Raw genomic sequence first — 13,686 nt, forward strand, 5'->3', positions numbered from 1 at the left:
CATTTTGCACCGCAACATCGAAAATGACCGTCCCACCCCCGGCATGCGTATTACCACATGGCCGGGGGCGGCACAGGGTCATGCGCCCGCTTGCGCTTCCTCGACCCGCGCGGTGAGCGCGGTGCGGTGCATCCGGCCCCAACTGCCCCCGCCCTGCAAAAACGCCACCCAGCCCCAGATCGCCCCGGCATGGCGCAGCAACTGGAAACAGAACGGCTCGACAAAGCTGGCCAGCAGCGCCGGGCCCAGATCCAGCCCTTCGGTCTGGCCGGTCCAGCGTTTGTAGATGCCGATCGACCAGATGTGGAAGGTCAGGTCCACCGCCACCTTGGCCAGCATGATGGCGATGATCGGGCCAGCGGCATAAAACCGTCCCGTGGCGATCAGATAAATCAGGATCAGGAACGCGGCCATGCCATAGATCGGCTGCACCGTGTCCAGCGCCTTGACCGGCAACATCCGCGTGCCCAACCGGCCATAGGCGGCGTTGCCCACCATGTCGCGGTTCCAGCGCTGTGTTTGCAGGAACCCGCCAAACCAGCGGCGGCGCTGGCGCAAAAAGGCCATCGGCCCGGCCGGCGCATCGGTACTGGCCAGCGCATGGCCGATGACGCGCACGGTCCAGTCCTGACACGTGTCATGGGCGTGGCGGTGCAGGCGATGGATCAGCTCGTAATCCTCGACCATGCAGTCATCGTCAAACCCGCCGACTTCCATCACCGCATCGCGGCGGAACCCGGCAAAGGCGCCCGAAATCAGCAACAGCGCGTTCTGCCCCATCCACGCATAGCGCGAGAGGAAATTGCGGACATATTCATAGGACTGGAACCACTGGAACGCCCGCGCCATGGGCGATTTGCCACAGATCGGGGTCAGCACGCCGGTGGCCGCGACCAGTTGCGGTTCGGCGGCAAAGGCATCGCGCATCGCTTTCAACGCGCCGGGGGCGAGCAGCGTGTCGGCGTCCAGCGTCACCACCACTTCGGTATCAATCAGCGGCAGCGCGGCGTTCAGCGCCCGCGCCTTGCCGCCATGGGGCAGGCGCAGCCAGCGCAGATTGGGCCGCACGGGCGAGGGCGGGCTGATCGTGCCCAGCATCGGCGGCTCCAGCCCATAGAGCGCCTTCATCACCGCCGGGCTGTCATCGTTTGACCCGTCATCGGCCAGCAGGATCAAATCGGGCGCGCCGTCCTGATCGGCCAGCGTGTCGATGGTGATGCCCAGCACGGGCGCCTCGTTGCGGGCGGCGATGATCACGCCCAGACTGGGGCGCGGCGCGTCATCGGGCAATGCGGTTGCGGCATTTTCCGACGCGATGAGGGATCGGATCTGCCGCGCCGTAAAGCCCAGCAGGAACGTGTCATACAGGATATAGACGATGCCCACCGCCCAACCGGCGATGCTGCTGCGCAGGAATGCCTGCGCCGTCAGGATCAGGAACAGGATTGGCCCGATGCTGCCGATCACCACGCTGATCCATGGCACGGCCCGCCGCCGGTGACGCGGCGATGCCTGCGCAAAAGCAGCCGCCATCTGGGAAGACATCGAGTTCATCATCGCACCCTAATCGTCGAGCGCAGGTGAATGGCAGATTGCCGTTCCTGCACGTCTGTCATACGAACGTCGCAAGGTTGGCCCTTAACCAAGTGGTCCGTTTTGCGCGACCCAATCAACGTATCAAACCGTAACAGGAGGCGGGACATGAGCATTCAGCGTTATTCGGGGGTGGCGATCGTGCTGCACTGGCTGATAGCTGTCGGCATCATCTATAACCTGGTGGCCGGACTGGGGCTGGAAGGTCTGTGGCATCAGGTTGAATTGGAACAGCTTCCCGCCACCGCCGCGCGCGCGGCCACCGATCTGCACAAATCGATCGGCATCACGGTGCTGGGCCTGGTGGCGATGCGCGTGCTGTGGCGCATTGGCCATACGCCCCCGCCCCTGCCCGAAGGCACCAAGCCCGCCGAAGCCAAACTGGCCGCCGCGATCCACCACACGCTCTACCTGCTGATGGTGCTGGTGCCGCTGTCGGGCTGGCTGCATGATTCGGCATGGAAAGGCGCGGCGGAAAACCCGCTCAAGCTGTTTGGTTCCATCCCCTTCTTCCGCCTGCCGGTGTTTGGCGGCATGGACGAAGTGACCAAGGACGCATGGCACGGCGGTCTGGGCGAAGCGCATGAGATCATGGCCTTTGTCCTGATCGCGGCCGTGGCGCTGCACATTCTGGGCGCGCTCAAGCACTCGCTGATCGACCGCAAGCCGTCGCTCTCGCGCATGTGGTTTGGCAAGTAAGGTTTCGCGGTTTCGCGTAACGGTACGCGGGGGAGGGGCGCTGGCCTTTCTCCCGCGTTTTGCGTTTTGGAGGGGGGGGGCCTCCGGCGGGTTAAGGGCGGGAGCCCTTAACAATCCCGTTAATCGGGGCGGTTCTGGCGTTGCGCTGTTGCGCTATGGGTAAAGCCGCTTCGCGGGAAGACAAGGAATACGCTCTGCCGCGTAGCGGCCTTCACATCGATGCCATAGCCATCAAGTGCGACGCCGATCAGCAAACCGCGTTGCCATTATGGGGATTGTTAAGGGCGTAACGCCCTTAACCCGCCGGAGGCACCAAACCACCAACCCCATCAAATCCCGTGATATTCCTTGTACCACCGCACAAAGTTGGGCACGCCGACATCGATGCTGGTGGTGGGTTCATAGCCGTGGTCGCGGCGGATCGCCTCGATATCGGCGAAGGATTGGCGCACATCGCCCGGCTGCATCGGCTGGAAATCGATCTCGGCCTTTTTGCCGCATTGCTCTTCCAGAATCTCCACCACCTTCATCAGGTGCTCGCTCTTGTGGTTGCCGATGTTGTACAGGCGGTGTGGTTTGGTGCTGCCGCCTGCCTTTTCCAGCCCATCGTCGGGGGCGGGATTGTCCAGCGATGCCATCACCCCGGTGATGATGTCGTCGATATAGGTGAAGTCGCGGTACATATCGCCGTTGTTGAACACGGGGATCGGGCGGCCTTCCAGAATCGCCTTGGTAAAGATCCACATCATCATGTCCGGGCGGCCCCACGGCCCATAGACCGTGAAAAACCGCAGGCCCGTCAGCGGCACGCGATAGAGGTGGGCGTAGGTTTCGCTCATCAGCTCATCCGCCTTTTTCGTGGCGGCATACAGGCTGACGGGCTGGTCCACCCGGTCCTCGACGGCAAAGGGCAGTTTGGTGTTGCCGCCATAGACCGACGAACTGGACGCATAGACCATATTCTCGACCCCGCGGTGGCGGGCGATTTCCAGCATGTTCAGGTGGCCGGCCAGATTGGCCGACAGATAGGCGTGCGGGTGGGTGATCGAATAGCGCACGCCCGCCTGCGCGCCCAGATGGACGATGCGGTCAAAGCTGTGCTCCTTGAGCGCTTCGACCAGCGGGGTATATTCGGCAAAGTCCTGACGGACAAAGGCAAAGCGGTTGCCGCCCAGTTCGCGCAGGCGGGCCAGACGGGCTTCCTTCAGCGTGACGTCATAGTAATCATTGACCACATCCAGCCCGATTACCGTATCGCCGCGCGCCAACAGCCGCACCGCCAGGCTATAGCCGATGAACCCGGCCGCACCTGTCACCAGAACCTTCATGAAACGCCTCCAACCTGCCGGGGTGTGATGCCCGGTGTCCGCCCCCGACATATCGCCCGACCGCCTAACAAAGCATGACTGCCGCCAAAAGGTGAATTGCCTCCGTTTGGGTTGGGCCATCCGGCAAGGCCCCTAGGTCGGCCGGGCGCGCGGCTGTGGTGGCCTGCGGGACGGGCTGTGGAAAAAGCCGCGTGGAAACCGCGCTTTATCGCGGAAATCCGGGCGCGGCGCGGGTTAACAGCTTGTTTAAGCTTTTGCCCGAAAATCCCCGTAATTCCAGGAGGTCCACGGTGAAGCAGCACTGGCGATTCGCGCGTCCGCAGATTGACGCCGCACAGGCGGCGCCAAACGGATTCGGTCGCAAGCTGATCGCGGATGACAGCGGCGCGATCGCCATGGAATTCGGCCTGATCGGGCCGATGATGATCGCGCTGGTGCTGGGCATCTTGAACATCGCGCTGATTTTTCTGGCGCAACAGGGCCTGCAATCCACGGTCGAGGAAGCCGGGCGCATTGTGATGACCGGTCAGGCCCAGAACGCCTCCATGACCCAGGCCCAGTTCAAGACCGCCGCCTGTGCCAAGCTGCCCCCGTTCATGTCGTGCAACCGCCTGTATGTCGACGTCAACACCGCCGCTTCCTATGCCACGGCCACCACGGGCCGTGTGACGCTGACCTATAACGCGTCGGGTGTGGTGACCAACACCATGAACTATACGCTGGGTTCGCGCGGTGACATCGTGGTGGTGCGGTTGATGTATCTGTGGCCCACGGCCGCATCGGCCTTTGCCGGCAATCTGGTGACCGATCAGGGCGGCAACCGTCTGATCACCGCCGTCACCGTGCTGAAAACGGAGTATTACTGATGCGCGCCCTGCGTCCTTTGGCCGCGGTGTGGCGGCGGTTGTGGGCCGATCAGACCGGGTCGATCGTGGTCGAATTCGCCTTTGCCGCGCCGATCATGATTTCGCTCTACACCATGACCTATGTCCTGTCCGATGGCTTTGCCGCCTCGCGCAAGGTGACGGTGACGGCCCATGTCATCACCGATCTGGTCAGCCGCAACGCCAGCGTCACGCCCAGCCAGTTGACGACCATGATGGCGGCCAGCACGCAGGTGATGCTGCCCTATAACGCGACGGGCGTGACGATCCGCATTTCCCAGCTGTTGGTGGCCACCGGCAACAGCGCCACCGTGGTGTGGAGCCAGGCGCAGAACGGCACCGCCCGCACGGTGGGGTCAAGCGTGGCGATGCCCTCCGCCATGGCCAGTGTGGGCACCTATGTCATCTATGGCGAGGTGACCTATCCCTATACCAGCGCGCTGTACCGCAGCCGCACGCTGAACATGACCGAGACGGTGCTGATCAGCCCGCGCTTGTCCAGTTCGATCCCGCTCAATGCCAATTGACGCCTGATGCCTGTGCCCAAAGGTCGCCCTTCCATGAACGCTCCCGCCCTGATCCGCCGCCTGATCGCTCCCTTTGCCGCGATGCACGTGCTGGCGCGCCGGTTGCGCGATGACACCTCTGGCAACGTACTGATGATTGCGGCAGGCGTGTTGATCCCGCTGACCTTTGCGGTGGGGTTTGGCGTGGATTACGCCCGCGTGATGAAGGTCAAGAGCCAGTTCGACGCGGCGGCGGACTCGGCCGCGCTGATCGCGGTCAGCGCCACCAACATGCAGAACTCGCAAGGCAGCATGGGGGCCGTGTCGCGCAAGATGTTCACCGGGCATATTGGCGAACTGCCCAGCGTCAGCTTCAATCAGGGGCAGGACCTGAACATTGACATCAGCACGGTGGGCGCGCTGAACAACGGCCGTCTGGCGGTGGTGACGTGGCGGGCCAAGGTCAACACGCTGTTCGGCAGCCTGCTGGGGCTGAGCCAGTGGCCGATTTCCGGCGTGGCCAAGGCGCAGGCGACCAAGGCGCCCTATATGAATTTCTATCTGGTGCTCGACACCAGCCCCTCGATGCTGCTGGCCACGACCAGCACGGGCATTTCGGCGCTGCGGGCGGTGACGGCGCCCTATTCGTCCAATCCGGGCTATGGCATCGGCTGCGCCTTTGCCTGCCATGTCCAGAACCCCAGTTGGGACGGCGTTGAAATCCGCACCATCGCCGGGCAACGTTCGGGCGTGCCGGGGGGCGTGCGCATCTATATCGATCCCACCACATGGACCAGCTATGCGTTCAAGGACGTCAACAACGCGGGCCAGTTTCAGGTCTACAACCCCGACGGCACGACCCAATGGCTCAGCACGACGATCTCGAACCGGCTGAAGATGGTCGACAGCTGGTGGATCGCGCGCAACATGGCGGTGTGGTTCCCATCCTATGGCAACGTCAACCTGCGTCTGGATGACTCGCGCGCGGCGGTGCAGCAGTTGATCCCCTATGCCGGCAGTCAGGCCACCGCCAATGGCGTGGTGTACAAGATGCAGATGTACGGCTTTGACTATCCGCGCGAGGGGCAAAGCAATTCGGCCCGCACGCTGACCAGCAGCATGGCCGATTTCACCACCATGAGCGCGTCGTCAGTGCCCGATCTGGCGGCCGCAGAGCCCTATCTCTACAGCTCGGGCTGTCCGACGACCACCTATTGCAACAACGCCGTCAGCACCCGCATGTATGCCATGCTGGGCGAAATGAACACCGCCATGGCCACCCCGGGCGATGGCCTGACCGCCAGTAGCCCGCAGGGGGTGATGTTGCTGATCACCGATGGCATGCCCGACGACGATCTGTATGGCGGGCGCTATTATCAATACATGACGTCTGACCATCTGGCACGCTGCACCGCGATCAAGAACCGGGGCATCCGGATCGCCATTCTGTACACCGAATATGTGGCGTCCTCGATTGATTACCATTCCGGTGTCAGCTGGCTGGTGCCTCTGTTGCCCACCGTCGAAACCCAGCTCAAGGCTTGCGCCTCGGTGGGGTCGGACGGGTCGCCGCTGTTCTACAAGGTGACAACCAATCAAAGCATCCCGACCGCGCTGCAAACGCTGTTCTCGCTGACGGTGCAACAGTCGCACCTGGTGCAATAAGGCGCGGCTTGACGCGATAGGGCAAGGGGCGCACAGGCTGTGCCCCATGCCTTTCCTGTCCGACAATGCCGCCGCCGTTCACCCCGCTGTCTGGGCCGCGATGCAGGGGGCCGATGGCGCCGACCGGCCCTATGACAATGACGCCCTCTCGCAATCGCTGGACGAGGCGTTTGGCGCGCTATTTGGCCGGGAATGCGCGGTGCTGTGGGTGGCCAGCGGGACGGCGGCCAATTGTCTGGCGCTGGCCGGGATGGTGCAACCGCACCGGGCGGTGATCTGCCACCGCGCCGCCCATATTCAGGTGGATGAATGCGGCGCGCCGGGGTTCTTTACACATGGGGCGGGCTTGATGCTGGTCGATGGCGACCACGCGCTGATCACGCCCGAGGCCATCGCCAATGCCATCGCCCCGCTGCGCCGCGATGTGCATCAGGTCTGGCCACAGGCGGTCTCGATCACCCAGGCCACCGAGGCGGGCTGCGTCTATACCCCCGCGCAAGTCGCAGCGATTGGCGCGAGCGCGCGCGCGCATGATCTGCGGCTGCATATGGACGGGGCGCGCTTTGCCAATGCGGTGGCGTTTCTGGGCTGCACCCCGGCGGCGGCCAGTTGCGATGGCGGGGTGGACGCGCTGTCCTTTGGCTGTGTCAAAAACGGCGCCATGAACGCCGAGGCGCTGGTGTTTTTCGATTCCCATCTGGCCGATATCACCCGGTACAACCGCAAACGCTCTGGCCATTTGCAGTCAAAAGGGCGGTTCATGGCGGCGCAATTGCTGGCGATGCTGCGGGGCGATCTGTGGCTGGCCAATGCGCGGGCTGCCAATGCGGCGGCGGGCGAAATCGCCGCTGCCGCGCCGGGCCGGTTGCTGCACCCGGTGCAGGCGAACGAGGTGTTCATGACCCTGACCGCGACTGAACGCGATGCCCTGCGCGCGCAGGGGTTTGCCTTTTACGACTGGGGCGCGGATGGCGCGCGCTTTGTCACGGCATGGGATGCGGACGCGGGCGAAGTTACGGCGCTGGCCCGCGCCTTGGCCGGCCTGTGATGGGGGCGACACAGGATCGGGGGCTGTCGGGCCGGGCGCTGGCGGGCTTTGTCCTGCTGGCACTGATCTGGGGATCGACGTGGCTGGTGATCAAGGACCAGATCAGCGCCACGCCGCCTTCGTGGACGGTGACGTGGCGTTTTGCCGTGGGCAGCATCGGTATGATCGCGCTGACGATCGCGCGGCGCGAAAGCCTGCGTTTGCCGCCCGGAGGCATGGTGCTGGCCGCTTTTGTCGGGCTGGCGCAGTTTTTCGGCAATTTCCAGATGGTCTATCGCGCCGAACATTACGTCACATCCGGGCTGGTGGCGGTGATCTATGCGTTGTTGATGGTGCCCAATGCGGCGCTCTCGCGGCTGGTGCTGGGCACGCGGATGTCGGGGCGGTTTGTCGCCGGGTCGCTGGTGGCGATGGCGGGCATCGCGCTGTTGATGGTGCAGGAATGGCAAAGCGTCGATCGCGCCCATGTGCTGACGGGCGTGGGCTTTGCGCTGGGCGGGCTGGCCTGTGCCTCGGTGGCCAATGTGGCGCAGGCAACGCAGGCCGGGCGGCGGATGCCGGTGGTGCCGATGCTGACATGGGCGATGCTGTTTGGCACGCTGGCCGATGCGCTGTTCGCGCTGGTGGTCGATGGCGCCCCGGTGATCGAAACGCGTCCCGGCTATTGGGCGGGGGTGACCTATCTGGCGCTGGTGGGATCGGTGATCGCCTTTCCGGTCTATTTCGCGCTGATCCGCGCCATGGGCGCGGGGCGGGCGGCCTATAATGGGGTGGCGGTGCCGGTGGTGGCGATGGCGCTTTCGACCGTGTTCGAAGGCTACCACTGGAGCGCCTTGTCGATCGGGGGATCGGTGCTGGCGATGCTGGGGCTGGTGCTGGCGCTTTCGGGGCGGCGTTAAGCGTTTTCGCCCCGCCAGATCGCCCGCAACCCTTCGGCATAAGTGGGATAGAGCAGCCGCCAGCCCAGCACCCGTTTCGCCCGGCCATTGGCCACGCGGCGGTTCTCGGCATAGAACGCGCGCGAGGCAGGCGGCAGGCCGGGATCGTCCAGCGCCATCAGCGGCGGGGGCGCGATGCCCATCAGGCGGGCGGCTGCCTCGATCACGGTGTTTTGCGATGTGGGCAGGTCATCGGCCAGATTATACGCCCCCGCCGGCGCGTCCCCGTCTATCGCCGCCAGCACGCCCCCGGCAATGTCCTCCACATGCACCCGGCTGAACACCTGATCGGGCAACGCAATCCGGTGCGCCCGCCCATCGCGCAATCGGTCGAACGCGGATCGCCCCGGACCATAGATCCCCGGCAGGCGGAACACCCGCGCCCCCCGCGCCAGCCACGCCGCATCGGCCATGACCCGGGCCGATCGGCGCCCGCCTCCGACCGGCGCGGTTTCATCCACCCAGCCGCCGCGCGCATCGCCATAGACCCCGGTGGACGAGAGATAGACCAGCCATTTCCCCGCCAGCCCATCGCCATAATGGCTCAGCACCGGGCAGGCGCCATCAACGGGCGGCACGGTACTGATCACGACATCGGCCTGCGCGAGTCGAAGCGCCACCATATTGCTATCATTGAAAGCAAAATCACCCGCGCTGCCGGTGCTGCTGACCTGCCACCCACGGGCAAGCATTTGCCGCCCGATCGCACGACCGGCAAAACCGTAACCGAATATCATCACCCGTTTCATGCGCATTTCCATAAAGGCAAAGGGTGGAAAAGCGATAGGCTTGCTCTAGAAAGGGGGGATGATGGACAGCGTCTCGACCCAACCGCCCGCCCCTGCCACCCCCACCGTGATCCGTCGCGAGGACTATACCCCGCCGCGCTGGCTGGTGCCCGAAGTGGCGCTGGATTTCACGCTGGATCTAGAGAAAACAACGGTTTGGGCCACGCTGAACGTGGTGCGCAACCCGGCTGGCGATGGCGTGCAGACGATCCGCCTGAACGGCGATGGGCTGACCCCCGGCGTGATCCGGGTGGATGATGTGGTGCGCAATGACTGGCGGATGGATGGGCATGACCTGTTGATCGATCTGGCCGATGACACCCACACCATTGAAATCGAGACCACCATCAGCCCCATCGCCAATTCGCAACTGATGGGCCTTTATGCCAGCAACGGCATGCTGTGCACCCAGTGCGAGGCGGAAGGCTTTAGAAGGATTACCTTTTTCCCGGATCGCCCGGACGTTCTGGCGATCTATCGCGTGCGGATGAGCGGCGACAAGGCAGCCTTTCCGGTGCTGTTGTCCAACGGCAATTGCGTGGCCACGGGCGACAATGGCGATGGCACGCATTGGGCCGAATGGCACGATCCCTGGCCAAAGCCGTCCTATCTGTTCGCGCTGGTGGCGGGGCAATTGGTGGCCAACACCGCCCGGTTCACCACGATGGAAGGGCGTGATGTCACGCTGAACATCTGGGTGCGGGGCAGCATTGACGGGCAGGGCGATGAAACCCGCACCGACCATGCGATGCGCAGCCTGATCGCCTCGATGAAATGGGACGAGGACGCGTTTGGCCGGGCCTATGATCTGGACCTGTTCAACATCGTCGCGGTCAGCGATTTCAACATGGGGGCCATGGAAAACAAGGGGTTGAACGTGTTCAACACCCGTTACGTGCTGGCCGACCCGGACACCGCGACTGACGCCGATTTCGACGCGGTTGAGGGGGTGATCGGGCACGAATATTTCCACAATTGGTCGGGCAACCGCATCACCTGCCGCGACTGGTTCCAATTGTCGCTGAAGGAGGGGTTCACCGTCCTGCGCGACCAGATGTTCAGCGCCGACATGGGATCGCCCCCGGTCAAGCGCATCGAGGATGTGCGCATCCTGCGCAGCGCCCAGTTCCCCGAGGACAGCGGCCCGCTGGCCCACCCGATCCGCCCGGATTCCTATCAGGAAATCAGCAACTTCTACACCGCGACCGTGTATAACAAGGGCGCCGAGGTGATCCGCATGATGCGCGTCATGGCGGGCGAGGAACGGTTCCGCAAAGGCACCGACCTGTATTTCACCCGACACGATGGCGAGGCCGCGACCTGTGAGGATTTCGTCCGCGCGATCGAGGAAGGCGCCGGGCTGGACCTGACTCAATTCCGCCTGTGGTATAGTCAGGCCGGAACGCCGCGCGTCACCGTTGCCCTGCGCCACGAGGGTGACACCGTCACGCTGGACTTTACGCAGGAGGTGCCCGCCACCCCCGGTCAGCCGGACAAGCAGCCCGTGCCGATCCCGCTGCGCACCGCCCTGTTCGATCCGGCCACCGGCGCGCATCGCGGTGAGGAACTGATCATCCTGACCAAGGCATCGGAATCGCACAGCTTTTCCGGCTATAGCCAGCGTCCGGTGCTGTCGATCAACCGGGGCTTTTCCGCGCCGGTGACGGTGTTGACCGATACGTCAGAGGGTGATCTGGTGTTTCTGGCGGCCCATGACGATGATCCCTTTGCCCGGTATGAGGCGATGCAAAGCCTGATCGTCGCCCATCTGGTGGCGGCCGTCTCGGGTGATCTGAGCGATGCCGCCCGCGCCAAGGGCCGCTTTGCCATCGCCAACGCCTTGCGGGCGATTGTGACCGATGCGGCGCTGGACGATCTGATGCGGGGTGAGCTGATGATCCTGCCCGCCCACGCCTATTTGTCGGAACGCCTGCCGGTGGTCGATCCCGGCCTGCTGCATGCCGAGCGCGAGGCGTTGAAGGCATGGCTGGGCGCGGAACTGGCCGAAGAACTGGCCGCGTTGCATGACCGGGCCAGCGCCGTGCCCTTTGGCCATGATGCCGCCGCCAAGGGCGCGCGCAAGGTCAAGACGCAGGCGCTGGTCTATCTGGCGGCTGGCCGCCCCGATGACGCCGCCACCCGCGCCGCCGCGCAATATGACGCGGCCACCAACATGACCGACCGTCAGGGCGCGCTGATGGTGCTGTGCGGGCTGGAGACGCCTTTGCGGGCCGCCCGTCTGGCCGATTTCCGCGAGCGCTACACCGGCAACGCGCTGGTGATCGACAAGTGGTTCTCGCTTCAGGCGGGGTCGTTGCACCGCGATGTGTTGCGCCATGTGGGCGAATTGGCCGGGCACCCCGATTTCACCATGCACAACCCCAACCGCGTGCGCGCGCTGTATATGGCCATGGCGGTCAATCCGGGGGCGTTCCATGACGCCAGCGGGGCGGGATACCGGATGATTGCCGATCTGATCATCGCGCTGGACCCGATCAATGCGCAGACGGCGGCGCGCTTTGTCCCGCCGCTGGGCCGGTGGCGGCGGATCGAACCGGCGCGCGCCGCGATGATGAAGGCGCAACTGGAGCGAATCATCGCCACCCCCGGCCTGTCCAAAGACACGTTCGAGCAGGTGAGCAAGAGCCTTGGCTGAGGCAGGGTTTGACGGCCCGGTGGAGGTCGTGCGCAGCGCGGGCCTAGCGGGCGTGGCGCATGGCTTTCTGGGGCGGCGCGGGGGTGTGTCACAGGGGGCTGTGGCGGGGTTGAACGTGGGGCTGGGATCGGCGGATGATCCGGCCGCCGTGGCTGAAAACCGCGCCCGCGCGGCGGCGGCGGTGTTGCCGGGCGCGCGGCTGGTGGGGCTGTATCAGGTGCATTCGCCGACCTGCGTGGTGGCGGGCGACTGGGCCGAGGCTGACCGTCCCCATGCCGACGCGCTGGTGACCGATCGCCCCGGACTGTTGCTGGGCATTTTGACCGCCGATTGCGCGCCGGTGCTGTTTGCCGATGTGGCGGCAGGCGTGGTGGGCGCGGCCCATGCCGGGTGGAAGGGCGCCTTTACCGGCGTGTGCGAGGCGACCGTGGCGGCCATGGAAAAGCTGGGCGCGAGGGCCGAGCGCATCACCGCCGCCATCGGCCCGTGCATCGCCCAATCCAGCTATGAGGTGGACGAAACCTTCCGCCAGCGCTTTGTTCAGGCGGGCGAATGGCAGGAAACGCATTTTCTTTTGGGCCGCGAAGGGCACTGGCAATTCGATCTGAGCGCCTATGTCGCCCATCGGATAAGGGCCGCAGGGGTGGTGCGAATCGACCCCCTGAACATCGATACCTATCTGAATGAAGACAGGTTTTTCTCGTTCCGCCGATCCACCCATCAGGCCTGCGCCGACTATGGGCGGCAGATTTCGCTGATCGGTTTGGACTGATTGGCGCGCGCTTCACGGCTCGTCGCAAGAAAAAGGCGGTTGGCAGTCCCTGTTTTGATGTTTATCAAACCCAAAAAGGCCGGCGTCCGTCAGGGGGCTATTTCTGAAAGAGCGTCGGCGCTGGGGATTACCTGAATACACGCGGCGAAGCGCGCTTAAGTTGGTTTCGTTTCAGGCCCTTCGGACCCGGAGGGCCTATTGGTGCAAGGCATTGGCGTAAGGCAAGGGTCGATCATGACACAGACTGCTGTTGCAGACACTTCAGATGACGCCGCACAGGGGGTGCGTCGGCGCGATTTCATCCATGTTGCCGCGGTTAGCGCGGCCGGGGTAGGCGCAGCCTCCACCCTGTACCCCCTGGTCAGCCAGATGGCCCCTTCGGCCGATGTGCTGGCCGAAAGCTCGACCGAGATCGACATCAGCAAGATCCAGCCGGGTCAGGCGATCAAGGCGGTGTTCCGTAAACAGCCGGTTTTCGTGCGCAATCTGACGCCGACCGAAATCGCCGAGGCGAAGAAGGTGGACGTGGGCTCGCTGCGTGATCCGCAAAGCCTGGATGACCGGACCAAGCCCGGCAAGGCCAACTGGCTGATCACCATGGGCGTGTGTACGCATCTTGGCTGTGTGCCGCTGGGCGCCGGCGAGGGTGAGGTGAAGGGTGAGTTCGGGGGCTATTTCTGCCCCTGCCACGGTTCGTCCTATGACACTGCCGCCCGCATCCGCAAGGGTCCCGCTCCCAAGAACCTGGAAGTGCCGCCCTACGAATTCACCTCCGACACTGTCGTCAAGATCGGCTGAGGTAAGATCCC

12 protein-coding genes are annotated in these 13,686 nt (G+C 64.3%); 9 read left to right on the forward strand and 3 right to left on the reverse strand.

Annotated features, from left to right (window positions below; all coding sequences use genetic code 11):
* Positions 1–78: 78 nt before the first annotated feature.
* Positions 79–1,554 (reverse strand): glycosyltransferase family 2 protein, encoded by a 1,476-nt coding sequence (locus GTZ99_RS10270; RefSeq protein WP_161718574.1) that lies wholly within the window; start codon positions 1,552–1,554, stop codon positions 79–81.
* A gap of 147 nt (positions 1,555–1,701) precedes the next feature.
* Between GTZ99_RS10270 and GTZ99_RS10275 the strand changes: the two genes are divergently transcribed.
* The gene (locus tag GTZ99_RS10275; protein WP_161718576.1) at positions 1,702–2,292 is read left to right on the forward strand and encodes a cytochrome b; all 591 of its coding nucleotides are present in this window, start codon (positions 1,702–1,704) and stop codon (positions 2,290–2,292) included.
* A 329-nt stretch (positions 2,293–2,621) separates the two neighbouring features.
* Here GTZ99_RS10275 and GTZ99_RS10280 read toward each other — a convergent pair whose 3' ends face one another.
* Positions 2,622–3,620, reverse strand: coding sequence for a GDP-mannose 4,6-dehydratase (locus tag GTZ99_RS10280; protein ID WP_161718578.1), 999 nt, complete (start codon positions 3,618–3,620; stop codon positions 2,622–2,624).
* 290 nt (positions 3,621–3,910) lie between these two features.
* Between GTZ99_RS10280 and GTZ99_RS10285 the strand changes: the two genes are divergently transcribed.
* Genes GTZ99_RS10285 through GTZ99_RS10305 form a run of 5 tightly spaced genes read left to right on the forward strand, consistent with a single transcriptional unit; the run spans position 3,911 to position 8,622 of the window.
* Complete coding sequence (locus tag GTZ99_RS10285; RefSeq protein WP_161718579.1) at positions 3,911–4,486, forward strand: TadE/TadG family type IV pilus assembly protein; 576 nt, start codon at positions 3,911–3,913, stop codon at positions 4,484–4,486.
* Entirely contained in the window at positions 4,486–5,031 is a 546-nt protein-coding gene (locus tag GTZ99_RS10290) for a TadE/TadG family type IV pilus assembly protein (RefSeq protein WP_161718581.1), read from the forward strand. The genes GTZ99_RS10285 and GTZ99_RS10290 overlap by 1 nt, the downstream gene beginning before the upstream one ends.
* 33 nt (positions 5,032–5,064) lie before the next feature.
* Positions 5,065–6,675 (forward strand): TadE/TadG family type IV pilus assembly protein, encoded by a 1,611-nt coding sequence (locus GTZ99_RS10295; RefSeq protein WP_161718583.1) that lies wholly within the window; start codon positions 5,065–5,067, stop codon positions 6,673–6,675.
* Positions 6,676–6,721: 46 nt separating this feature from the next.
* On the forward strand, positions 6,722–7,723 hold the full coding sequence (locus tag GTZ99_RS10300; RefSeq protein WP_161718585.1) for a threonine aldolase family protein: 1,002 nt from the start codon (positions 6,722–6,724) through the stop codon (positions 7,721–7,723).
* Positions 7,723–8,622, forward strand: a complete 900-nt coding sequence (locus GTZ99_RS10305; RefSeq protein ID WP_161718587.1) for a DMT family transporter — start codon at positions 7,723–7,725, stop codon at positions 8,620–8,622. The genes GTZ99_RS10300 and GTZ99_RS10305 overlap by 1 nt, the downstream gene beginning before the upstream one ends.
* On the opposite strand, the gene GTZ99_RS10310 is transcribed toward GTZ99_RS10305, so the two are convergent.
* Positions 8,619–9,410 carry a Rossmann-fold NAD(P)-binding domain-containing protein gene (locus GTZ99_RS10310; protein ID WP_161718589.1) on the reverse strand — a complete coding sequence of 264 codons (792 nt, stop codon included), beginning with the start codon at positions 9,408–9,410 and terminating at the stop codon, positions 8,619–8,621. The two genes, GTZ99_RS10305 and GTZ99_RS10310, sit on opposite strands and share 4 nt — an antisense overlap.
* Before the next feature lie 61 nt (positions 9,411–9,471).
* Between GTZ99_RS10310 and pepN the strand changes: the two genes are divergently transcribed.
* The 3 genes from pepN (at position 9,472) to petA (ending at position 13,675) form a co-directional block, all read left to right on the forward strand.
* Positions 9,472–12,105, forward strand: coding sequence for an aminopeptidase N (pepN, locus tag GTZ99_RS10315; protein ID WP_161718591.1), 2,634 nt, complete (start codon positions 9,472–9,474; stop codon positions 12,103–12,105).
* On the forward strand, positions 12,098–12,877 hold the full coding sequence (gene pgeF / locus GTZ99_RS10320) for a peptidoglycan editing factor PgeF (protein ID WP_201742486.1): 780 nt from the start codon (positions 12,098–12,100) through the stop codon (positions 12,875–12,877). The genes pepN and pgeF overlap by 8 nt, the downstream gene beginning before the upstream one ends.
* Before the next feature lie 234 nt (positions 12,878–13,111).
* Positions 13,112–13,675, forward strand: coding sequence for a ubiquinol-cytochrome c reductase iron-sulfur subunit (petA, locus tag GTZ99_RS10325; protein WP_161718593.1), 564 nt, complete (start codon positions 13,112–13,114; stop codon positions 13,673–13,675).
* Positions 13,676–13,686: the final 11 nt, after the last annotated feature.

It is taken from the genome of Novosphingobium ovatum (assembly GCF_009909235.1).
Taxonomy (GTDB): Bacteria; Pseudomonadota; Alphaproteobacteria; order Sphingomonadales; family Sphingomonadaceae; genus Novosphingobium; species Novosphingobium ovatum.